The organism is Pantoea sp. CFCC18177, assembly GCF_059412425.1.
This window is the reverse complement of record NZ_JBNBPL010000007.1, coordinates 136,255-159,328: the sequence shown is the minus strand read 5'-3', so window position 1 is coordinate 159,328 and position 23,074 is coordinate 136,255. Positions and strand designations below refer to the sequence as shown.

At 55.3% G+C, this 23,074-nt stretch carries 22 protein-coding genes; 13 read left to right on the top strand and 9 right to left on the bottom strand.

Annotated features, from left to right (window positions below; all coding sequences use genetic code 11):
- Positions 1-5: 5 nt before the first annotated feature.
- On the bottom strand, positions 6-1,082 hold the full coding sequence (lptG, locus tag ACPUC8_RS09670; RefSeq protein WP_039327620.1) for an LPS export ABC transporter permease LptG: 1,077 nt from the start codon (positions 1,080-1,082) through the stop codon (positions 6-8).
- On the bottom strand, positions 1,082-2,182 hold the full coding sequence (gene lptF / locus ACPUC8_RS09665; RefSeq protein ID WP_039327618.1) for an LPS export ABC transporter permease LptF: 1,101 nt from the start codon (positions 2,180-2,182) through the stop codon (positions 1,082-1,084). The genes lptG and lptF overlap by 1 nt, the downstream gene beginning before the upstream one ends.
- A 268-nt stretch (positions 2,183-2,450) precedes the next feature.
- On the opposite strand from lptF, the gene pepA reads away from it, so the two are divergent.
- The 4 genes from pepA (at position 2,451) to ACPUC8_RS09645 (ending at position 7,997) form a co-directional block, all read left to right on the top strand.
- A complete protein-coding gene (gene pepA, locus ACPUC8_RS09660) occupies positions 2,451-3,962 on the top strand; it encodes a leucyl aminopeptidase (RefSeq protein WP_039327616.1) in 1,512 nt (503 codons plus the stop codon).
- A gap of 145 nt (positions 3,963-4,107) precedes the next feature.
- Positions 4,108-4,569, top strand: a complete 462-nt coding sequence (locus ACPUC8_RS09655; protein ID WP_039327614.1) for a DNA polymerase III subunit chi — start codon at positions 4,108-4,110, stop codon at positions 4,567-4,569.
- Between the two features lie 2 nt (positions 4,570-4,571).
- Positions 4,572-7,427, top strand: a complete 2,856-nt coding sequence (locus ACPUC8_RS09650) for a valine--tRNA ligase (protein WP_039327613.1) — start codon at positions 4,572-4,574, stop codon at positions 7,425-7,427.
- A gap of 63 nt (positions 7,428-7,490) precedes the next feature.
- Entirely contained in the window at positions 7,491-7,997 is a 507-nt protein-coding gene (locus tag ACPUC8_RS09645; protein ID WP_418903610.1) for a GNAT family N-acetyltransferase, read from the top strand.
- Positions 7,998-8,034: 37 nt separating this feature from the next.
- On the opposite strand, the gene miaE is transcribed toward ACPUC8_RS09645, so the two are convergent.
- Both miaE and rraB read right to left on the bottom strand, forming a co-directional pair.
- Complete coding sequence (gene miaE, locus ACPUC8_RS09640; RefSeq protein WP_039327609.1) at positions 8,035-8,796, bottom strand: tRNA isopentenyl-2-thiomethyl-A-37 hydroxylase MiaE; 762 nt, start codon at positions 8,794-8,796, stop codon at positions 8,035-8,037.
- 60 nt (positions 8,797-8,856) lie between these two features.
- Entirely contained in the window at positions 8,857-9,279 is a 423-nt protein-coding gene (rraB, locus tag ACPUC8_RS09635; RefSeq protein ID WP_039327607.1) for a ribonuclease E inhibitor RraB, read from the bottom strand.
- A gap of 163 nt (positions 9,280-9,442) precedes the next feature.
- On the opposite strand from rraB, the gene argF reads away from it, so the two are divergent.
- From argF to ridA, 4 genes are all read left to right on the top strand, one after another.
- The gene (gene argF, locus ACPUC8_RS09630) at positions 9,443-10,450 is read left to right on the top strand and encodes an ornithine carbamoyltransferase (RefSeq protein WP_039327605.1); all 1,008 of its coding nucleotides are present in this window, start codon (positions 9,443-9,445) and stop codon (positions 10,448-10,450) included.
- Positions 10,451-10,684: 234 nt separating this feature from the next.
- A complete protein-coding gene (gene pyrB, locus ACPUC8_RS09625) occupies positions 10,685-11,620 on the top strand; it encodes an aspartate carbamoyltransferase (protein ID WP_039327603.1) in 936 nt (311 codons plus the stop codon).
- 10 nt (positions 11,621-11,630) lie between these two features.
- Entirely contained in the window at positions 11,631-12,095 is a 465-nt protein-coding gene (pyrI, locus tag ACPUC8_RS09620) for an aspartate carbamoyltransferase regulatory subunit (protein ID WP_039327601.1), read from the top strand.
- 203 nt (positions 12,096-12,298) lie between these two features.
- Complete coding sequence (gene ridA, locus ACPUC8_RS09615) at positions 12,299-12,685, top strand: 2-iminobutanoate/2-iminopropanoate deaminase (protein ID WP_034826478.1); 387 nt, start codon at positions 12,299-12,301, stop codon at positions 12,683-12,685.
- Between the two features lie 58 nt (positions 12,686-12,743).
- Here the strand turns inward: ridA and ACPUC8_RS09610 are convergent, their stop codons facing one another.
- A complete protein-coding gene (locus ACPUC8_RS09610) occupies positions 12,744-15,128 on the bottom strand; it encodes a beta-N-acetylhexosaminidase (protein ID WP_494926098.1) in 2,385 nt (794 codons plus the stop codon).
- 269 nt (positions 15,129-15,397) lie between these two features.
- On the opposite strand from ACPUC8_RS09610, the gene nrdD reads away from it, so the two are divergent.
- Positions 15,398-17,536 carry an anaerobic ribonucleoside-triphosphate reductase gene (gene nrdD / locus ACPUC8_RS09605; RefSeq protein WP_039327596.1) on the top strand — a complete coding sequence of 713 codons (2,139 nt, stop codon included), beginning with the start codon at positions 15,398-15,400 and terminating at the stop codon, positions 17,534-17,536.
- Complete coding sequence (gene nrdG, locus ACPUC8_RS09600; protein WP_494926097.1) at positions 17,533-18,099, top strand: anaerobic ribonucleoside-triphosphate reductase-activating protein; 567 nt, start codon at positions 17,533-17,535, stop codon at positions 18,097-18,099. The genes nrdD and nrdG overlap by 4 nt, the downstream gene beginning before the upstream one ends.
- Here nrdG and ACPUC8_RS09595 read toward each other — a convergent pair.
- Positions 17,992-19,029 (bottom strand): permease, encoded by a 1,038-nt coding sequence (locus tag ACPUC8_RS09595; RefSeq protein ID WP_494926096.1) that lies wholly within the window; start codon positions 19,027-19,029, stop codon positions 17,992-17,994. The genes nrdG and ACPUC8_RS09595 overlap by 108 nt on opposite strands.
- A 126-nt stretch (positions 19,030-19,155) precedes the next feature.
- Positions 19,156-19,596, bottom strand: a complete 441-nt coding sequence (locus tag ACPUC8_RS09590) for a YhbP family protein (RefSeq protein ID WP_494926095.1) — start codon at positions 19,594-19,596, stop codon at positions 19,156-19,158.
- A 79-nt stretch (positions 19,597-19,675) separates the two neighbouring features.
- Between ACPUC8_RS09590 and ACPUC8_RS09585 the strand changes: the two genes are divergently transcribed.
- Positions 19,676-19,963 carry a GIY-YIG nuclease family protein gene (locus ACPUC8_RS09585; protein ID WP_058972689.1) on the top strand — a complete coding sequence of 96 codons (288 nt, stop codon included), beginning with the start codon at positions 19,676-19,678 and terminating at the stop codon, positions 19,961-19,963.
- Here ACPUC8_RS09585 and ACPUC8_RS09580 read toward each other — a convergent pair.
- Together ACPUC8_RS09580 and ubiT are read right to left on the bottom strand one after the other, a co-directional pair.
- Positions 19,947-20,453, bottom strand: coding sequence for a GNAT family N-acetyltransferase (locus ACPUC8_RS09580; RefSeq protein ID WP_039327586.1), 507 nt, complete (start codon positions 20,451-20,453; stop codon positions 19,947-19,949). The two genes, ACPUC8_RS09585 and ACPUC8_RS09580, sit on opposite strands and share 17 nt — an antisense overlap.
- Entirely contained in the window at positions 20,447-20,971 is a 525-nt protein-coding gene (gene ubiT / locus ACPUC8_RS09575; protein ID WP_058972691.1) for a ubiquinone anaerobic biosynthesis accessory factor UbiT, read from the bottom strand. Before ubiT ends, ACPUC8_RS09580 begins: the two co-directional genes overlap by 7 nt.
- Before the next feature lie 203 nt (positions 20,972-21,174).
- On the opposite strand from ubiT, the gene ubiU reads away from it, so the two are divergent.
- Positions 21,175-22,170, top strand: coding sequence for a ubiquinone anaerobic biosynthesis protein UbiU (ubiU, locus tag ACPUC8_RS09570; RefSeq protein ID WP_494926094.1), 996 nt, complete (start codon positions 21,175-21,177; stop codon positions 22,168-22,170).
- 9 nt (positions 22,171-22,179) lie between these two features.
- Positions 22,180-23,064 (top strand): U32 family peptidase, encoded by an 885-nt coding sequence (locus tag ACPUC8_RS09565; protein WP_058972693.1) that lies wholly within the window; start codon positions 22,180-22,182, stop codon positions 23,062-23,064.
- Positions 23,065-23,074: the final 10 nt, after the last annotated feature.

Genomic DNA, 23,074 nt, shown 5'->3' with positions numbered 1-23,074 from the left:
TTCAATCAACGACGTTTCAGCAGCATATACAAGCTAATCGCAAAGAACGCGGCGCTTGGCAGGATGGCACCCAGAATTGGCGGGATGCCGTAAACCAGGCTGAGTGGGCCGAAGATCTGGTCCAGTACGTAGAACAGGAAGCCAAAGCTAATCCCCGTGACCACACGTACCCCCATCGACACGCTACGCAGCGGACCAAAGATAAACGACAGCGCCATCAGCATCATCACCGCCACGGAAAGTGGCTGGAAGATTTTGCCCCACATATTCAACTGGTAGCGTCCGGAAACCTGGCCGCTCTGCTTGAGATATTTGGTGTAGTTATACAGGCCGCTGATCGACAGGGCATCCGGGTCCAACGCCACCACACCGAGTTTGTCGGGAGTCAGGTTGGTCTTCCACTCTCCGCCCAGACTCTGTGAACCGGTGATTTGCTTAGCATCGCTGAGGTTGGACTCATCCACCTGCGACAGCACCCACAATTTCTTATCCGCATTCCAGGTGGCACTTGCGGCATAACGCACGCTCTGTAAACGACGCTGATCGGTGAAGGTATAAATGCTGACACCATCGATTTCGCTATCGCTTTTAATGCGTTCGATGTAGATGAAGTCATGGCCATCTTTTGCCCACAAGCCACTCTGTGTCGACATCAACGAACCGCCATACAACTGCTGTGCACGGTAGTTACGTGCCATCTGCTCGCCCTGGGGCGCAACAAACTCACCAATGGCCATGGTCAACAGCACCAGTGGGATGGCAGTTTTCATCACGGCCAGCGCCACCTGCAGACGGGTAAAGCCTGAAGCCTGCATGACGACCAGTTCACTGCGCTGCGCCAGCGTCCCTAAACCCAGCAGCGCGCCAAGCAGCGCCGCCATCGGGAAGAAGATTTCGATATCTTTCGGTACGCTGAGCAAGGTGTAATAACCGGCATCCAGTGCGGTATAGGCGCCCTGCCCGGTTTTACGTAGCTGATCGACAAACTTGATGATGCCCGACAGCGACACCAGCATGAACAGCGTCATGATGATGGTATTGAAGATGGTTTTACCGATATAGCGATCAAGGACCTTAAACATCACACCGATCCTCCACGGCTAAAGCGGCCACGAATGCGTCGCATCGGTACCGTATCCCACAGGTTCAAGATCACCGCCAGCGCCAGATAAGCGAAGTTCACCACCCACATCCAGATCGCGGGATCGAACTTGCCTTTCGCCGCGTTGGACCGCAACGAACTCTGCAACAAGAAGAAGATCAGGTACAGCAGCATGGCGGGCAGCATTGACAGCACACGGCCCTGGCGTGGGTTGACCACACTCAGCGGCACCACCATCAGCGCCATCACCAACACGGCAAATACCAGGGTTAAACGCCAGTGAAACTCCGCCTGGAACTGCGGTGTTTTGTTCTTATACAGCGTGCTGATGCTCGCCTGATCGGCGTCGTTTGGATCGAGCGTGGCTTCTTTGTAGCCCACCAGCGCCTGATAATTGGTGAAATCCGTGATACGGAAATCGCGCAACATGGCCGTGCCTTCAAAGCGCGTGCCTTTATCCAGGGTCACCACCTGCGAGCCGTCTTTACGCTGCTCCATATGACCGCTGTCGGCTAGCACCACTGAAGGGCGTGCATTCCCTTTCGGACGCAGTTGCGCCAGGAACACGTTACCAAAATGATTGCCTTTCACGTTTTCCACAAACAGCACGCTATTGCCGTCGCTGGAGGTCTGGAACTGACCCGCCGCAAGCGCCGCCGCACCTGGGTTGGCTTTGGCATTTTGTGTCACTTCGTCCTGATAACGTGATGACCATGGCCCTAACCAAATGACGTTGACTGCCGCTACCGCCGAGGTAAGCAACATCAGAATCATCGCGGCCTTAACCAGCACGCTTTTACCCAGTCCGCAGGCATGCATCACCGTAATTTCACTTTCGGTGTACAGCCGCCCAAGGGTCATTAAAATCGCCAGAAACAAGCTTAGGGGCAGGATAAGTTGTGCCATTTCAGGCACGCCCAGTCCTAACAATGTCAGAACCAGATTTGTTGGGATCTCGCCATCCACCGCAGCACCCAAAATCCTGACTAACTTCTGGCAAAAGAAGATTAGTAGCAGGATGAACAGGATAGCCAGCTGGCTTTTGAGCGTTTCCCGAACCAGATATCTAATGATGATCACGCTTAGTACGCCTGTGATAACTTGTCTTTTTGCAGGAAAATCGCTAGTTTCAACGCTTATCAGCCATTTTTCTTCATCAATGGCCGTCATCGTAGCTAAAATAGTATGACGAACGCGTTAGAGTGGTGAAAAAACAACACATTTCCACCCCTACTCATTATGACCGCCAGCGTTAAATTGTCATGGCGTCGCAACAAAATAATGGGTTACGAACGCGCTACATTCTAACGACAGCTAAGGCCGTTGTCTTTAAGATTCAGGAGAGTGCATGGAGTTCAGTGTAAAAAGCGGTAGCCCGGAAAAACAGCGTAGCGCCTGCATCGTTGTTGGCGTTTTCGAACCGCGCCGTTTATCACCTATTGCCGAGCAGCTGGATAAAATCAGCGACGGCTACATCAGCGCTCTGCTGCGCCGCGGTGAACTGGAAGGCAAGGTTGGCCAGACGCTGTTGCTGCACCATGTGCCGAATATCCTGTCCGAGCGCATCTTACTGATTGGCTGTGGTAAAGAGCGTGAGCTGGATGAACGCCAGTACAAACAGGTGATTCAGAAAACCATCAATACGCTGAACGACACCGGCTCAATGGAAGCCGTATGCTTCCTGACTGAACTGCACGTTAAAGGGCGCAATACCTATTGGAAAGTTCGCCAGGCGGTGGAAACCTCTAAAGAAGCGCTCTACAACTTCGATCAGTTAAAAAGCAATAAGGTCGAGCCACGCCGCCCGCTGCGTAAGCTGGTGTTCAATGTGCCAACGCGCCGTGAACTCACCAGTGGCGAACGTGCTATTCAGCACGGTTTAGCGGTGGCAGCCGGTGTCAGAGCCGCCAAAGATCTTAGCAACATGCCGCCAAATATTTGTAACGCCGCGTATCTGGCGTCGCAGGCGCGTCAGTTGGCCGATGCTTACAGCAAAAATGTCACCACGCGTGTGATCGGCGAACAGCAGATGAAAGAGCTGGGCATGAACGCTTACCTGGCGGTCGGTGCCGGTTCGCACAATGAATCGCTGATGTCAGTGATTGAGTACAAAGGCAGTACCGATCCGGAAGCACGTCCGATTGTGCTGGTCGGTAAAGGCCTGACCTTCGATTCCGGTGGCATCTCGATCAAACCCGCTGACTCGATGGATGAGATGAAGTACGACATGTGCGGTGCGGCCTCAGTGTACGGCGTGATGCGCATGGTGGCGGAACTCAATCTGCCGCTGAACGTGGTCGGCGTACTGGTCGGCTGTGAGAACATGCCGGATGGCCGCTCGATGCGTCCTGGTGATGTGCTGACTACCATGTCCGGTCAGACCGTGGAAGTGCTGAATACCGATGCCGAAGGCCGTCTGGTGCTGTGTGACGCGCTGACCTACGTAGAGCGTTTCGAGCCAGAAGTGGTGATTGATATTGCTACCCTGACCGGTGCCTGCGTGATTGCACTGGGTCACCATGTCAGTGGTTTGATGTCAAACCACAACCCACTGGCCCACGAGCTGATCAGTGCTTCCGAGCAGTCCGGTGACCGTGCGTGGCGTCTGCCAATGGCCGATGAGTATCAGGAACAGCTGGAATCCAATTTTGCCGATATGGCGAACATTGGTGGCCGTCCGGGTGGTGCTATCACTGCCGCCTGTTTCCTGGCACGCTTCGCCCGTAAGTTTAACTGGGCACACCTGGATATCGCAGGCACCGCATGGCGCTCTGGCAAGGCCAAAGGTGCCACTGGTCGCCCGGTTCCTCTGCTGTCGCAGTTCCTGTTGAACCGCGCCGGATTGAACGGCGACGATTAAAGTCTTCTGCGATCATTGAAACGGTGCGCATAAATGCGCACCCTACAGGACTTGTAGGGTCGCCTTTAATGGCGACCTTATTATTGGACGCAGCGGTCTTGCTGAAGCACAATGCCCCACTGTCATCAATGGAAATAACCCCGCCATGAAAAACGCCATTTTCTATGTGATGGAGTCAGAAAGCCCCAGCGACGGCCTCAGCGCCATCGAAGCACTGGTGTGCGATCTGGCAGAAACACGCTGGCGTGACGGCAAGCGCATTCTGATTGCCTGTGAAAACGAAGAGCAGGCCAACCGTCTGGATGAAGCGCTATGGCAGCGCCCCGCCAACGCTTTTGTGCCCCATAACCTGGCCGGTGAAGGCCCGCGTTACGGTGCGCCGGTGGAACTGGCCTGGCCGCAGCGCCGTGGCAGTTCACCGCGCGACCTGTTGATCAGTTTGCTGCCACAGTTCGCAGATTTTGCTACGGGTTTCCATGAAGTGATAGACTTTGTTCCTTACGAAGAATCCTTAAAACAACTGGCGCGCGACCGCTATAAAGCCTATCGCAGCGTTGGTTTCCAATTGAATACGGCGACGCCACCTCCGCCGCAAACGACAGTGTAGAAATGGAAAAGACATATAACCCGCAAGATATCGAGCAGCCGCTCTACGAGCACTGGGAACAGCAGGGCTACTTTAAACCGAATGGCGATACCAGCCAGGAAAGCTTTTGCATCATGATCCCGCCGCCGAACGTCACCGGCAGCTTGCATATGGGTCACGCTTTCCAGCAGACCATCATGGATACCATGATCCGTTACCAGCGTATGCAGGGGAAAAATACCCTGTGGCAGGCAGGTACTGACCATGCCGGTATCGCGACGCAGATGGTTGTTGAACGTAAGATCGCCGCTGAAGAGGGCAAAACCCGCCAGGATTATGGTCGTGACGCCTTCATCGACAAAATCTGGCAGTGGAAAGCGGAATCTGGCGGCACGATTACGCGTCAGATGCGTCGCCTCGGCAACTCCGTGGATTGGGAGCGTGAGCGCTTCACCATGGATGAAGGCCTGTCTAACGCGGTGCGTGAAGTCTTCGTCCGCCTGTATAAAGAGAACCTGATTTACCGTGGCAAGCGCCTGGTGAACTGGGATCCTAAACTGCGCACGGCTATCTCCGATCTGGAAGTGGAAAACCGCGAGAGCAAAGGCTCTATGTGGCATATCCGCTATCCACTGGCTGACGGCGTTAAAACCGCAGAGGGCAAAGATTATCTGGTGGTTGCCACCACCCGTCCGGAAACCCTGTTGGGCGATACCGGCGTAGCGGTAAACCCGGAAGATCCGCGCTACAAAGATCTGATCGGCAAAGAGCTGATCCTGCCGCTGGTGAATCGTCGCATCCCGATCGTCGGCGATGAGCACGCGGACATGGAAAAAGGCACCGGCTGCGTGAAGATCACCCCGGCGCATGACTTTAACGACTATGAAGTCGGTCGTCGTCACAAGCTGCCGATGATTAACATCCTGACCTTTGATGGCGATATCCGTGAACGTGCGGAAGTGTTCGACACCAATGGCGAAGTCAGCGACGAGTGTGCGGATGAGATCCCAGCCCAGTTCCAGAAAATGGAACGTTTCGCGGCGCGTAAAGCCATTGTGGCTGCGGTTGACGAAATCGGCCTGTTGGATGAAATCAAACCTCACGACTTAACCGTTCCTTACGGCGACCGTGGCGGCGTGGTCATCGAGCCAATGCTCACCGACCAGTGGTATGTTCGCACCGCTCCGCTGGCGAAAGTCGCGGTTGAAGCGGTAGAGAATGGTGATATCCAGTTCGTACCAAAACAGTACGAAAACATGTACTTCTCGTGGATGCGTGACATTCAGGATTGGTGCATCTCACGTCAGCTGTGGTGGGGCCACCGTATCCCTGCATGGTACGACAATGACGGTAACGTCTATGTTGGCCGCACGGAGCAAGAAGTGCGTCAGGAAAATAACCTGGCTGACGTGGTCGTTCTGCGTCAGGACGACGACGTGCTGGATACCTGGTTCTCGTCTGGTTTATGGACGTTCTCCACCCTGGGCTGGCCAGAGAATACTGAAGCGCTGCGCACCTTCCACCCAACCAGCGTGCTGGTGAGCGGCTTCGATATTATCTTCTTCTGGATCGCGCGCATGATCATGCTGACCATGCACTTCATCAAAGATGAAAACGGTAAGCCGCAGGTACCGTTCAAAACCGTCTATATGACCGGTTTGATCCGTGATGAAGAAGGCCAGAAGATGTCGAAATCGAAAGGTAACGTCATCGATCCACTGGATATGATCGACGGGATTTCGCTGGAAGATCTGCTGGAAAAACGCACCGGTAACATGATGCAGCCACAGCTGGCTGAGAAGATCCGCAAACGTACCGAGAAGCAGTTCCCGGACGGTATTGTGGCATCCGGTACCGACGCGTTGCGCTTTACCCTGGCTGCGCTGGCCTCAACCGGCCGCGATATTAACTGGGATATGAAGCGTCTCGAAGGCTATCGCAACTTCTGTAACAAGCTGTGGAACGCCAGCCGTTTCGTGCTGATGAATACCGAAGAGCATGATTGCGGCCAAAATGGCGGCGAGCTGAAGCTGTCGCTGGCGGATCGCTGGATTCTGACCGAATTCAACAGCACCGTGAAAGCCTATCGTGAAGCGCTGGATAGCTATCGCTTTGATATCGCTGCCAACATTCTGTATGACTTCACCTGGAACCAGTTCTGTGACTGGTATCTGGAGCTGACCAAGCCAGTGATGGACAACGGTAGCGAAGCGGAACTGCGCGGTACGCGTAATACGCTGGTCACCGTGCTGGAAGCCTTGCTGCGTCTGGCGCATCCGATCATTCCTTACATCACCGAAACCATCTGGCAGCGTGTGAAGGGTCTGAAGAACATCGATCACGATACCATCATGCTGCAGGCCTTCCCGCAGTTTGATGCGGCGAAAGAAGATGCCGAGGCGAAAGCCGATATCGAGTGGATGAAGCAGTCGATTGTCGCGGTGCGTAACATCCGTGCTGAGATGAACATTTCTCCAGGCAAACCGCTGGATGTGCTGCTGCGTGATTGCTCTCCTGCGGCACAGCGTCGCGTGGAAGAGAACCGCAACTTCCTGTCTCGTCTGGCGCGTCTGGCCAGCCTGGAGATTCTGCCTGCGGGTGAGAAAGGGCCACTTTCAGTCACTAAGATTGTAGAAGGCGCTGAGTTGCTGATCCCCATGGCGGATCTGGTGAACAAAGAAGCGGAGCTGGAGCGTCTGGCGAAAGAGCTGACCAAGCTGGATGTCGAGATTGAGAAGATCCAGGTCAAGCTGGCGAACGAAGGCTTTGTTGCTCGTGCACCGGAAGCGGTGGTGGCGAAAGAGCGCGATCGCATCGTTGAGCTGGAGCAATCAAAAGCAAAACTGATTGAACAGCAGGGCGTGATTGCGGCATTGTAAGCACATCAGTCCAATTGCTAAATCATAGCCGGGCACTGCCCGGCTTTTTTACCCCGGAAGAGAATGATGACCACCGCTACGCCACTGAATTTGCAGGTGCGCCCGATTACTGCGGCCGATAACCCTCTCATTGCGCAAGTGATCCGTGATGTGTCAGCCGAATTCGGCCTTACGGCAGATAAAGGCTACACCGTTTCGGATCCCAACCTCGATCGGCTGTTCGAACTCTACAGTGAAGCCAATAGCGCGTACTGGATCGTCGAGCATGACGGGGTGGTGGTTGGCGGCGGCGGTGTGGCACCGCTGGCGTGCAGCGCGCCGGATATCTGCGAATTGCAGAAGATGTACTTCCTGCCGCAGGTGCGCGGTTTAGGTCTGGCGCGTGGGCTCGCGCTGCGTGCCATGGACTATGCGCGTCAACAGGGCTTTCGCCGCTGCTATCTGGAAACCACCGGCAGCCTGACGCGAGCGATTAAGCTCTACGAGTCGCTGGGATTCGAGTTGATTGATAACGCCATGGGCTGCACTGGCCACGGTGACTGCGAAGTACGGATGCTGAAGGTACTGTGATGCAGACATGAGGGCGATTCTCGCCCTCACCCCAACCTTAAAACGCTGGCACACCACTGTGAAAACGCAATTCGCCATCAGGCTCGCTGATCAAACGCGCCTCAGCCTCACCAAAAGTCTGCACGCGTGGGGCAATATCCTTAACAGAGATCTGTTCCGCCAGCTTCAGGTAATCCTGATAGTGGCGTGCTTCAGAACGCAGCAGCGAGATGTAGAATTTCTGCAGCTGATCATCAAGATACGGCGCCAGGCTGGCAAAACGTTCACAGGAACGCGCTTCGATATACGCGCCGCAAATCAACTTATCCACCAGCGCATCGGGTTCATAGGTGCTGATTTCGCGAATCAATCCTTTGGCGTATCGGCTGGCGGTGGTTTTGCGGTATGGCAAACCGCGTGACTGCATAATCTCCCAGACCTGATAAAAATGATGCAGCTCTTCTTTGATCAACAGCACCATCATCTCGACTAAGTCATCCGCCCACGGCAGTTCGTTACGCACAATGATGCTTTTGGTCAGATTCTTATGCGCATTGATAAAGTTGCTGTCCGGCTCATCGCGATAAATGAAATCTTCATAAGGTTTGAGCCACGCCAGAATGGCATCGCCACTCGGCTTATCGGCCACATACTTACGAATAATAAACACCGCAGTTTGTGCCGCCTTAAGCTCACACACCATGTGATCGGTGAGCAGCAGCGTCAGGTTTTCCGGTTTGCGCGCCTCATCAATCCACGCTTGTGGCGTGCGGCAATGCAGAAAATTATGAATGGGTTCTAACAGGGGAGCGTAGTTCATCGGCGTTCTTTATGCTGGCGGGAGAAGTCAATCAGGGCGGCAGCTGCCGCCCATTAAGGCTTAGTGACGCACACCGTCGTCTTCTTCGTCGTCGATGAAATCACCGTCGTCATCTTCATCTTCGGCGTCTGGATCTTCAAAGTAGGTGCCCCAACCGTCGTAATCGACGTTGAATTTACCCGCCAGATTCACCAGCTGCTCAACCTGCGCATCAATCAGTTCGGCTTTCAGCGCCCCTTCGCTCAGGATGTCCACGCACATCACGGTGCCGCCCTCTTCCAACTCCAGCTCTTCCGGTTCGCTGACCTCAAAGCCCAGTTTGAAAGCTTCCACCGCCACTTTTTCCAGTGAGTCGAAGTTGTTGCAGGAGAGGTGATGCTCGATAGTGTAAAGCGCATCCGGATCGCTGCCGTCCTCCAGCAACTCTTCAATGATCAGGCGGGTTTCTTCGCGCTGTTCTTCCAGCAATGCTTCGTATGCCATGGGCGTGTCCTCAAAATGTTCGGCGTGAATGCAATTATTTTCCCACACTGCCTCGCGCGCCACTACACAAAACAGAAAGTTTCTTAACGCCGGGGTTGAAAATGAATATTCATACGGTTAGATTGAATTTTAATTCATTATTGATCCACATCTGGAGCGCTGTATGAGTCAGCTGTATTCGAGACACTTCCTGAGATTGCTGGATTTCACCCCAGCTGAAATCGCCAACCTGCTCAATCTCGCAGGTGAATTAAAACACGCAAAGAAAAATGCCACTGAAACCCAGTACCTGAAAGGCAAGAATATCGCGCTCATCTTCGAAAAAGACTCGACCCGTACACGATGCTCTTTCGAAGTTGCCGCATACGATCAGGGCGCTAACGTGACTTACCTCGGCCCAAGCGGCAGCCAGATTGGCCATAAAGAATCGATGAAAGACACCGCGCGCGTATTGGGCCGTATGTATGACGGTATCCAGTATCGTGGCTTCGGTCAGGAACTGGTCGAAACCCTGGCAGAGTTTGCCGGTGTCCCTGTGTGGAACGGTTTGACCACCGAATTCCACCCTACGCAGTTGCTGGCCGATTTACTCACCATGCAAGAGCACTTACCGGGTAAACCGCTCAGCGAGATGACGCTGGTGTACGTGGGTGACGCGCGCAATAACATGGGCAACAGCATGCTGGAAGCTGCTGCACTGGTTGGGCTGGATCTGCGTCTGGTGGCACCAAAAGGCTGCTGGCCGGAAGAGCAACTGGTGGAACAGTGCCGCGTGGCGGCGCAGCAAACCGGTGGCAAAATCACGCTGACCGAAGACATTGCCGAAGGCGTGCAAGGTGCGGATTTCATCTACACTGATGTTTGGGTGTCGATGGGCGAAGCCAAATCGGTGTGGGAAGAGCGTATTGCGCTGCTGCGCCCGTATCAGGTGAACAGTGCGATGCTGGCGCTTACCGGCAATCCACAGGTGAAATTTCTGCACTGCCTGCCTGCCTTCCATGATGACCAAACCACCTTGGGCCGTCAGATGGCAGAGCAGTATGGCCTGAATGATGGCATGGAAGTGAGCAACGAGGTGTTTGAGTCAACGCACAGTATCGTGTTCGATCAGGCCGAAAACCGCATGCACACCATCAAAGCGGTGATGGTGGCAACGCTGGGTAAGCCGTAAAAGCAAACGTTTACCCCGTGCGCGATTTCTGCTTGATGCAAATCAGTGAATGCGTATAATGCGCCACAATTTGCCGGAGGAAACATGCAACAGCGCAGCGTACAATTTGCCGCTCTACCCCGCCTGACCACAGGCGATGCACCTGTTTCTTTCCGTCATTCATTGATCGTAAAAAAAGCCCCTTAAGCAGGGGCTTTTTTTTGTCCGCAATCCGGCAGCGCAGAGGAGAACGCTATGGCCAACCCGCTATATCGCAAGCACATTATTTCTATTAACGACCTCAATCGCGATGAGCTGGAGCTGGTGTTACACACCGCCGCTCAGTTGAAGGCGCATCCCCAGCCGGAACTGCTGAAGCACAATGTGATTGCCAGCTGTTTCTTTGAAGCCTCCACCCGTACGCGACTCTCATTCGAGACGGCGATGCATCGTTTAGGCGCATCAGTGGTGGGCTTCGCCGATGGCAGCAACACCTCGCTAGGTAAGAAAGGTGAAACCCTGGCAGACACCATTTCCGTGATCAGTACTTATGTGGATGCGATTGTGATGCGTCATCCACAGGAAGGTGCAGCACGACTGGCCACCGAGTTCTCCAGCGGCATCCCGATTCTGAATGCCGGAGACGGCGCGAACCAGCATCCAACACAAACATTGTTGGATCTGTTCACCATCCGCGAAACCCAGAGCCGCCTCGACAATCTGAATGTGGCCATGGTCGGTGACCTGAAATATGGTCGCACCGTGCACTCGCTGACGCAGGCGCTGGCCAAGTTCACTGGCAACCGTTTTTACTTTATCGCTCCCGATGCACTGGCGATGCCGTCTTACATCACTGACATGCTGGATGAACAGAACATTGTGTGGTCGCGCCATGACAGCATTGAAGAAGTGATGCCAGAACTGGATATTCTCTACATGACGCGCGTGCAGAAAGAGCGCCTCGATCCTTCCGAGTACGCCAACGTGAAGGCGCAGTTCATTCTGCGCGCCACGGATTTAGTCGGTGCCCGCGATAACATGAAGGTGCTGCACCCATTGCCACGTATTGATGAGATCACCACTGATGTCGACAGCACGCCGCACGCCTGGTATTTCCAGCAGGCGGGCAACGGCATCTTCGCCCGCCAGGCCTTGTTAGCACTGGTACTTAATAGCGAACTGGCCCTGTAAGGAGAAACCGATGACTCACGATAATAAATTGCAGGTTGAAGCCATCAAACGCGGCACGGTGATTGACCATATTCCCGCGCAGGTCGGTTTTAAATTACTGTCACTGTTCCGTCTGACCGAAACCGATCAACGCATCACCATTGGCCTGAATCTCCCTTCTGGCGAAATGGGCCGCAAGGATCTGATTAAGATCGAGAACACCTTCCTGACCGACGATCAGATCAACCAGCTGGCAGTATACGCACCACTCGCCACGGTGAATCGCATCGACGATTACGAAGTGGTGGCCAAGATCGCCCCTACGCTGCCGGATCGCATTGAGCGCGTGCTCACCTGTCCGAACAGCAACTGCATCAGCCGCAGTGAACCGGTATTCAGCAGTTTTGCGGTGAAGCAGCGTGATGATGATGTGCACCTGAAGTGCAAATACTGCGAGAAAGAGTTCGCGCGCCACGTGGTTCTCGGCCACTGGTAATCACTCGTGTCGCCTCTATACCTAAAATTATTCGAGGTTCAGGAAGGCGGCAAGTGCATGAATCCTCAGGAGATTACTGAAATCGGTGACTGAGGTGAATGCACGTAGCCAACGCACCTGCAACTCGAAGTATGAAGGGTATATAATGGGGCGATCATTTTCGTGATTGGCAGGTGTCAATCGCACACTTTCAAGGAGAAACAATGTCTCGCGAAATCAGCACTGAAAAAGCACCCGCAGCAATTGGCCCTTATGTGCAGGGCGTGGATCTTGGCAGCATGATCATCACTTCAGGCCAAATTCCAGTGGATCCGGCGACCGGGGCCGTGGCGGATGATGTCTCTGCGCAGGCGCGTCAGTCGCTGGAGAATGTGAAGGCGATTGTTGAAGCCGCTGGCCTGAAAGTGGGCGACATTGTCAAAACCACCGTGTTCGTGAAAGACCTGAATGACTTCGCCACCGTAAATGCCACTTATGAAGCCTTTTTCACTGAGCACAACGCCAGCTTCCCAGCGCGTTCATGCGTAGAAGTGGCGCGTCTGCCAAAAGATGTGAAGATTGAAATCGAGGCGATTGCGGTTCGCCGTTGATTTAAAACATCGCGCAATAAACTGCGCCGCTACAACATAAACGTAGCGGCGCGATCGGTTATTTAGACGCTCGCAACAACTTCTCCAGCGGACGAACCAGCGCCAACACCGTCTCATCCTGCACCTGTGCAGCGGCATCCAGTTTGGTATGCATGTCGGCCACTTCACTGGCGCCGTACGCCTGATTGCGCTGCATCGCATTGACCAAATCCAGCCCCATCCGGCTCAGTTGCGCCACTTGCTGTGCCTGCTGCTGCAACGGCTTAAGCTGGTAATTCGCTAAAATCAGCGGCATCACCGCATCGCTGTTGTTTTGCCAACGCTGTAGCTGCTGGCGAATGGCGTTAGCAGCGGCGTGATCCTCTCGGTTGGCAATCAGCGCATCCACCTGTTTATCCAGCAAGCGCACCGGCTCGCTTTCGGCTGGCAGCACATCCGCCAGGCGATTGAGCGGCTCAAAGTAATCATAATGCCCTGCCTGGAACTTCAGATGCTGGCGCGTGTAGTACTGTGCCGGTTCCAGCACTTCCGCCAGCACGCGCAGCGGTGTAATGTCGCTGGTATTCGCCAGACGCATCATCTGCACTTCCGCCTGCTGATGCTGCTGAAGCCCCACCGACACCGTGCCCCAACGATCCACCGCGCTCAGGCGCTGATACATATTGTCGCTGTCCGTGACATCCTTCGCAGACCACAGGCGTTCTGCCACCACAAAGGCGCGCGGCCACAGGCGGGTATCAATCACCCGGCTATTGACGTTTTCCGCCCACAGTGCCGCTTCACCGCCCATCAGGTTATTTTGCATCTGTTCCGGCGAAGGCACGGAAGGTTGAATCCCAGCGGGCACCTGAGCCAGCTTGCTGCCTTCAGCCGGATAACGCACATTGCCCACCAGCATATAGCCAGTTAGTTTGTCCTGTGTCAGCGTGACCATCGGCTGGAAAGGCCCCATCCAGGTATCAACGCTAAACGTTAGCTGAGTGGGCGACAGCCAGCGAATGTCGCTGACCATCCGCCGCGCTTTGCCACTAAAGTCAATAAATCCACGCCAGCCGCTTTTGCCTTCCACCAGGGTGAAGCTGCCTTTTACCGGGCTGCCTTTCAGGCGCGGCATGGTGAACTGCCAGCTCTGCGCCTGCTCATCGGCTTGAATCTGGTCCTGGCCATTGAGGCCCTGCGGCCAAGGTTCGTTGCGATAGTGATAGGCCGCAGTTTGGGGCTGATCAAGATAGAAACCGGTTGAGAGAATGCCGCGGAAATCGTGTTTTGCCGCCTCTCCCAACGCATCTTGCCCCTGCCAGGATTGGATCAAAATACTTTTCGGCAGATCGGGATGATAGACCTCATCCCAACCAATCATCCGGCGTTGGTGGGCTTCGAGGATCTTCTCAACACGCTGATTGAACCATGCCTGCAAGGCGTGCGTGTCTTTCAGGCCGTGGTCGCGCATAAACTGCTGAATCTTCGGTGAGTCGTTCCATTGTGTTGGATCGACTTCATCACCACCGATGTGAACATAAGGATCGGGGAAGATGGCCGTCACCTCCCCCATCAGCGTATCGATAAAGGTAAACACCGCTTCGTTGCTGGGATCGAGTAACGGTTTAAACACCCCCCAACCGCGCTCCATCTGATAAGGACCCGGCGCACTCAGCAGTTCAGGCATCGCCACGGCGATCGCGGAAGCGTGTCCTGGCACGTCAATTTCTGGCACCACACGCACGCCGCGCTGGGTGGCGTAACGCACCACATCGCGCATCTGCTGCTGAGTGTAGAAGAGACCATCGCTGGCCTTCTCCTGTAACTGTGGATAGTGGCTTGAAGCAAAACGCCAGCCTTGGTCATCCGTCAAATGCCAGTGGAATACGTTCATGCGCGCAGCGGCGATACCATCAATCTGTCGCTTGACGGTTTCGATCGGCAGGAAGTGGCGCGCCGAATCGATCAGCACCCCGCGCCACGGGAATCGCGGTTTATCGTCTATGGTGACGTAAGGGATCTGCGTTCCCGTCTCATTATTCTCAATCAACTGCAGCAGCGTTTCCATGCCGCGCATCGCACCAAAGCGCGTGTTGGCTTTCAGCAGTACACCGCTGCTGTTGACCTCCAGATGATAGCTCTCATCGCTGTCAGGCTGCGGCAGCGGGTCAATCGCTTGGGCGATTTGTACCTGAATAGTGGCCGGGTTGCTCGGTGCACTGGCGGGCAGCAGTGGCCAGCCAGTCTGGCGCGAAATTCGCGCGCGCCAGCGGGCTTCCGCGCCCTCCAGATGATCGCCCGAGATATGCAGCGTGAACTGCGGCGTCAGCGTCAGTGCGCCGCCACCCGCGGGCTGGACCACTTTTTGTGGCCAGGGCATTAATGGCAAATCGCTTGCGGGAGCGGCAAAAGCAGAAAAAGAGAGGGAGAGACAACAGGCAAGCAGCGTTCGTTGCAAAGGCATGTGAGGCTTCCTTGTAGATAAATGACGGGCCAAAAAAAAGCAAAGAACTCATTAAACCTGCTTCGCTTCGCAAATCAAGTTTGCATCGGTCGAAGTTTGGGCGGGTTAAAACTTTTGAAGTTTAGTTCGCTTCACCATTGTGCGGCTTTCAATCTTCGTTATGGCTTCTTTGCGGCAGGTCAAAAACGGTGCGATTAATTTCCGTCACAACCCCACATATAGCGATTACACTCCATAAAAATACCCACATATAGTTTTATGGAGAGATGATGGCGACGGTGGTGATTAAGCGTGACGGCTGCAGGGTGCCCTTTGAGGCACAGCGGATTGAGCTGGCCGTGCAGGCCGCAGCCCAGGCAGCGCAAATTGATGATGCGGCCTGGTGCAGTCAGGTGGCGATGCAGGTCAGTCAGCAACTGGCCGATCGCGCGGAGGTGGATATCCGCGATATTCAATGCGCAGTCGAAGAGACGCTAATGGCGGGACGCTGGCCGCAACTGGCGCGTGCCTATATCGAATACCGTCATGACCGTGATCTCGCCCGTGAACAGCGTGGCAAACTGCACCACGCCATTCGTGGTCTGGTGGAGCAGACCAATGCCGCACTGCTGAATGAAAACGCCAACAAAGACAGCAAGGTGATCCCGACTCAACGCGATCTGCTGGCAGGCATCGTCGCCAAACATTATGCCCAACAGCAACTGCTACCGCGTGACGTGGTGCTGGCGCACGAGCGCGGCGAGATCCACTATCACGATCTCGACTACTCGCCGTTTTTCCCGATGTTTAACTGCATGTTGATCGATCTTCAGGGCATGCTGAACAACGGCTTTAAAATGGGCAATGCCGAGATTGAGCCACCAAAATCAATCGCCACCGCCACCGCCGTCACGGCGCAGATCATCGCCCAGGTCGCCAGCCACATCTACGGCGGCACCACCATTAATCGCATCGATGAAGTGTTAGCGCCCTTTGTGAACCTCAGCCTGGAGAAGCACCGCGCCGTGGCACACGCGTGGCAGATCCCCGATGCCGAAGCCTACGCACGGGTGCGCACCGAGAAAGAGTGCTACGACGCCTTCCAGTCGCTGGAGTATGAAGTCAACACGCTGCACACCGCCAACGGACAGACGCCCTTTGTGACCTTCGGATTTGGTCTGGGTACTGACTGGGCCGCTCGGCTGATACAGCAATCGATTCTGCGCAATCGCATTGCCGGCCTCGGCAAAAATCACAAAACAGCAGTGTTCCCCAAACTGGTGTTCGCTATCCGCGAAGGCGTGAATCGCCGCCCTGGTGATTTCAATTACGATATCAAGCAATTAGCGCTGGAATGCGCCAGTAAGCGCATGTATCCCGACATCCTGAACTACGACAAAGTGGTCGAGATTACCGGCTCATTTAAAACACCGATGGGCTGTCGCAGTTTCCTCGGCGTGTATGAAGAGAACGGCGAGCAGATCCATGAAGGCCGCAACAACATTGGCGTGATCAGCCTCAACCTGCCGCGCATCGCGTTAGAAGCCAAAGGTAACGAGGCCCATTTCTGGTTGCTGCTCGACGAGCGGCTGGCGCTGGCCAAGCGCGCATTGATGACGCGCATCGCGCGGCTGGAGAAAACCAAAGCCCGTGTCGCCCCCATTCTCTATATGGAAGGTGCCTGCGGTGTGCGGCTCAATGCCGATGACGAAGTCGGTGAGATTTTCCGTCACGGCCGCGCTTCCATCTCCCTGGGTTATATTGGTCTGCATGAAACGCTCAACGCGTTGAGCGGCAACGAAGTGCATCCCTATGACGCGCCGCATTTGCGTGAAAAGGGCATCGCCATTGTCCAGCACCTGCGCGATGCGGTTGATGCGTGGAAAACCGAGACCGGCTACGGTTTCAGTTTGTACAGCACGCCGAGCGAGAACCTGTGCGATCGTTTCTGTCGTCTTGATGCGGCGGAATTCGGCGTAGTGCCGGGTGTCACCGATAAAGGGTATTACACCAACAGCTTCCATCTCGACGTCGAGAAGAAAGTGAACCCCTACGACAAGATCGACTTTGAGGCGCCCTATCCCGCTCTCGCCAATGGCGGCTTCATCTGCTACGGCGAATACCCCAATATTCAGCACAACCTCAAGGCGCTGGAGGACGTGTGGGATTACAGCTATCACCGCGTGCCCTATTACGGCACTAACACGCCGATTGATGAGTGTTACGAATGCGGTTTCAGCGGCGAGTTCAGCTGCACCAGCAAAGGCTTTACCTGTCCGTGTTGTGGCAACCACGATCCGGCACGCGTCTCCGTTACGCGCCGCGTCTGCGGCTATCTTGGCAGCCCAGATGCGCGCCCCTTCAACGCCGGTAAACAGGAAGAGGTGCAGCGCCGCGTTAAACATCTGGAAAGCGGACAATTAGGATGATGCATATCCATCGCTATTACGCTGTCGATATCGTTAACGGGCCGGGCACGCGCTGCACGCTGTTTGTTGCCGGCTGCGAGCATCAGTGCCGTGGCTGCTACAACCAGAGCACCTGGCGGCTCGATTCTGGTGTGCCATTTACGCTGGAGATGGAAGAGCAGCTAATTGCCGACCTCAAGGACACGCGAATTCCACGCCAGGGATTGTCGTTAAGCGGCGGCGATCCGCTGCATCCGCACAATGTGCCGCACATCCGTCGGCTGGTAAAACGGGTGCGCCGCGAATGTCCGGACAAAGATATCTGGCTGTGGACCGGCTATAAAATGGCGGAACTCAGTGAGGCGCAGCGCGAGGTGGTCGCTGAAATTGACGTGTTGATCGACGGGCGTTTTATTGAAGCGGAGAGCGATGCGCGGCTGCTGTGGCGCGGCAGCCGCAATCAAAAGATCTGGTATCTACGCCAGCCACAAGGCGAGCAGACCGACGATGAACCCGCTGAACGCCACGCCCAGCAGCGCGATCCACAAGGCGCGCGCCGGGAAGGCACGATGCAGCATCAGTAGCGACGGCACACTCACGGCGGGCAAGGTCATTAACAGCGTCAGAGCCGGTGCGATACCCATACCCGCCAGCATCATGGTTTGCACAATCGGGATCTCTGCCGCCGTGGGGATGACAAATAAACAGCCCGCTATCGCCATCAACATCACCCAAAACAGCGTATTTCCCACCGCGCCATCCGCATGTGGGAACAGCCAGACGCGCGCCGCGCCCAGCAGCAGCACGGCGATGATATACAGCGGGATGGTGTTCCAGAACAATCGCCACATCACCCCCAGCCAGCGCGAGATAAACGGTGATTCATCACGGGTCACCAACACCTTTGGCGCAGCGATGGTCTGTTCTGGAACGCTACGCTGCACCAGTGACGCAATGCCCAGCACCATTGCCAACCCCGCCACCAGCCGAATCGCGGCAAAGTGCCAGCCCAGCACAAATCCCATAAAAATCAGCGTGGCAGGATTAAGCAGCGGATTGGCAAGCCAGAACGCCATCGCCGCCCCGCTTGACACCTGAGACTGACGCAACCCTGCCGCGACCGGTGCCGCACAGCAGGTACACATCATCCCCGGTAAACCGAAACCCGTGCCAATCAACGTCGAACCAAAACGTGACTGGCCCATCAGGCGCAACAGCCAATGGCGCGGAATGAGCACCTGCACCAGCGAACCGAGGATCACGCCGAGCACCGCCGCTTTCCATACTGCGAGAAAATAGACCATGGCGTAATCCAGCGCCGCACGCCACGGCGAATCGGCGGCATTGGCCAGAATAGATTTTCCGATTGAGTGGGTCTCGGCGGCGGTAAAGGCTTTGCCGTAATAGGGCTGCCATTTGACATACCACAGGCCAATCACCACCACCGCGAGAAACAGCAGCGGTTTCCACCATGCGAATCGTATCGCTGGCGCTGAGGGTGCAAGTTGGGTCATAACCGATCTCGTATTCAACTGAATAACGGAAGCCGCACGATGATGTGCGGCGGATAAACCACAGTGTTATTCAGGTTATCGAAATCTGCCACGCGTAACTGACGTAAATTTGATCCGCCGCGGAAATTAGCGCGGATTTGCCTCGCTGCGCTGCCAGACAATTTTTTTACCGAAGCCCAGCGCGTTGTCGGTCATCTTGACTTCATCCAGCATGATTTCCCACAGCGGCGCTGAGACTTTACGCGCGATGGGAAAACGCTTCTGATAAGCATGGCGCGCCTGCGCTTCGTTTTCCTCACTCAACGGCTGAATGCGACCACGATACTGCACGCCTTTGATCAACAAGACGGTTTTCGGCTGACCGTTAACCGTGCCCGCGACCTGGGGATTGGCCAGCATCAGCGCGCCATGCCGCGTGTCCGGTTCGGTCATCAACCAGAAGGCCATGCGCGTTGCGTCGAATACGTAAAAGCAGTTGGCGCACCACAAATCGTCTCCGCTAGTGGCGCACAACGACAGGGCATGCTGTTTTTTTAAATAACGAATCAGGTGGGAATGGTCAGACAAAATACAACTCCATGCGGCGCATAGCGATGCTGGGATAAGCGCGCTACACTGCCTGCCAGCAATTAATCAGGATAGTGAAATGCAACAGAGCTGGCAGCTCTATATGCTGCAAACCGCCGCCGGGATGCTTTATACAGGCATCACAACCGATGTTGATCGCCGTCTGCAACAACACCAGTCAGGACGCGGTGCGCGCTCACTGCGCGGCAAAGGGCCGCTGACGCTGGTGTTTCACTGTGCCGCCGGGGATCGCTCCGCCGCCTCCCGCCTGGAATATCAGGTGAAGCAGTTGAGCCGCACGCAAAAGCTGCTGCTGGTGGCGCAGCAGCCTGCCTGCCTGAACGCGTGGTTCAATCGAACCGATTAAAAGGCTCGGAGAATGCGATCAGCCCTTCAGCGCCCACGAATGCGTCATCCGCGAGTTTATACACCTGAAACGCTGCTTCGCTGCCTAACCAACGACAATGCAAACCGTGTCTCGCTGCCGGTTCGAAGCCCAGCGGGTTGTAAAATTCTGGATCGCCCAGAACCACCACCGCGCTGTAGCTGAATTCATTAAGCGAATCCAATCCTTCATATACCAACTTTTTGGCAATGCCCTGTTTACGCACCGATTCATCCACCGCGAGCGGTGCTAATGCCACCCAGTTGCGATCTTCACCCTGAAGCGTGACCGGGCTGAAGGCCGCGTAGCCCAGCACCTGCCCCTCATCATCCGTGGCCACCACACCGAGCGTGAGTAAACCGTCTTCACGTAACTGTTGCACCAGTTCCGCTTCGGCTGCGGTAGCAAAACTGCGCTTTAACAGATTGTCGATGCCCGCCGCATCCACACCAATTTCAGTACGAATCAACATGAGATCCCCGCGCGCGCCTCAGCGGCCTTCGCGTCCTGTTTCATTCCTGCCTCAACGAAGGCAGCCAGCTGCTGTAACCCGGTGCGCAAAGGCGTGGGCATGGCATCCAGTTCAATAGCATCCATTAGATTCTTCACCTCCAGCCCCAGCTCCGTGTCGCCTTCAATCACCAAACGGCGTTGAAAAAACAACATATCAGGGTCTGCTTTGCGTGCTGCTACCAGCAACAGATCGTTGGCCTCGCCACGAAACCAGACATCAGCCTCGGCGTCGCGCGAAACGGTCAGGCGGCCATCTTGCAAGGTGGTGATCCAGCGCAGATTGACATCCGCAATCTCGATCCCCAGAAAGCGCCCTTCCAGAAAGTCTAACTCACCTTCAGACAAAGCATGACGAAATTGCCAGTTTAAGAGTTGTTGCAAAACCACTTTTTTTACAGGGAATGGCGTAAATGAAACAGGTAAGGCAAGGAATTCTGGGCCTTTTTCGACAATCAGGCCGCGTAAGCGCGTGAGCATAATCAACAATCCCTTCAGAAAATTTTACCTATATTGCCACATCCCTGCCGCTGCGACTCCACTGAGATCAAGGAAATAGCTGAACAACTGGTTAAATAATCTTCACTCCGCCTCATCAATACGGCTTTCACTGCCTTAAATCAACATTCCTGTTCGGTACCTTCTCTAGACTTTACCGCTTCTGAATTCGGGGAGGAAAACGTATGGAACTGCTGTGTCCAGCGGGGAATTTGCCTGCGCTGAAATCGGCGGTGGAGCATGGTGCCGATGCGGTGTATGTCGGCCTCAAAGATGATACCAATGCCCGCCACTTTGCTGGCCTCAATTTTACCGACAAGAAACTGGCCGAAGCCGCGCGCTTTCTGCATCAGAATCGCCGCAAACTGCATGTGGCCATCAACACTTTTGCGCATCCAGACGGCATCAATCGCTGGCAGACCGCCATTGATGTCGCGGCGCAAAACGGTGCCGATGCCTTGATCCTCGCCGATATCGCCACGCTGGAATATGCCGCGCAGCGTTATCCGCAGGTTGAGCGCCATCTCTCTGTACAAGCCTCAGCGACAAATTTGCAGGCCATCCACTTTTATCATCGCCACTTCGATCTGAGCCGTGTGGTGCTACCGCGCGTACTGTCGATGCATCAGGTGAGACAGCTGGCGCGCGAGACGCCGGTGCCGCTGGAGGTCTTTGCCTTCGGCAGCCTGTGCATCATGGCTGAAGGCCGCTGCTATCTCTCTTCGTGGCTGACGGGTGAATCCCCCAACAGCGCGGGGGCCTGCTCGCCCGCCAAATTTGTGCGCTGGCAGCAAACGCCGCAGGGAATGGAATCACGCCTCAATGAGGTACTGATCGACCGTTACGGCGCCGATGAGAGCGCCGGTTATCCCACGCTGTGCAAAGGCCGTTATGAAGTGGATAACCAGCGCTACCACGTGCTTGAAGAGCCCACCAGCCTGAATACGCTGTCGCTGCTGCCTGAACTGCTGCGCGCCAATATCGCCTCGGTGAAAATTGAGGGGCGCCAACGCAGCCCCGCCTATGTGGCGCAGGTCGCCAAAGTGTGGCGCCAGGCGATTGATCGCTGCAAGGCCTCGCCCGAGCAGTTTGCTGTGCAAGAGCCGTGGATGCGCGCACTGGGTGAGCTTTCTGAGGGTAGCCAGACCACGCTGGGTGCTTATCACCGCGACTGGCAGTAAGGAGAACCGATGAAATACGCAATCGGGCCGGTGCTGTGGTACTGGCCAACCGAATCACTGGACGCTTTTTATCAGAAAGCCGCAGAGAGCAGCGCCGAGATTATCTATCTCGGTGAAGCGGTATGCAGCAAACGCCGCGCCACCTCGTTTAACCAGTGGATGGAGATGGGCCGCACGCTGGCTCAGCATGGCAAACAAGTGGTGCTTAGCACGCTGGCGCTGCTGCAGTCGCCCTCTGAAGTGAAAGAGCTAAGACGCTATGTCGAAAATGGCGAGTTTTTGCTGGAGGCGAACGACATCGGCACGGTGAACATGGCGGCGGAACGTCAGCTGCCGTTTGTTGCCGGGCCCACACTTAACGTCTACAACGCACAAACGCTGCAGCTGTTACTCAAAGAGGGAATGACGCGTTGGTGTATGCCGGTAGAGATGTCACGCGACTGGCTGATTCAGCTGCTACAGCAGTGTGACGCCGCCGGCGTGCGCGATAAATTCGAAGTAGAAGTACTCGGCTACGGTCATCTGCCTTTGGCACTCTCGGCTCGCTGCTTCACTGCGCGTTCGGAAAACCGATCCAAAGATGATTGCCAGACGTGCTGCATCAACTATCCCACCGGACGTCGCGTGCTGTCGCAAGAGGGCCAGCAAGTGTTTGTGCTGAATGGGATTCAGACCATGAGCGGCTACTGCTATAACCTGGGTAATGACCTTGCCGGCATGCATAACTGGATCGACATTGTGCGCTTGTCCCCACAGGATGAAACTACGCTGGCTGAGATTGATCGCTTCCGCGCTAACGAAGCGGGAGAAGCGCCGCTGATGATGGCGCGCGGCAGTGACAGCAATGGTTACTGGCGTCGTTTAGCCGGTATGGCGCTGGAGGGTGGCCGATAAAGGCACGTTC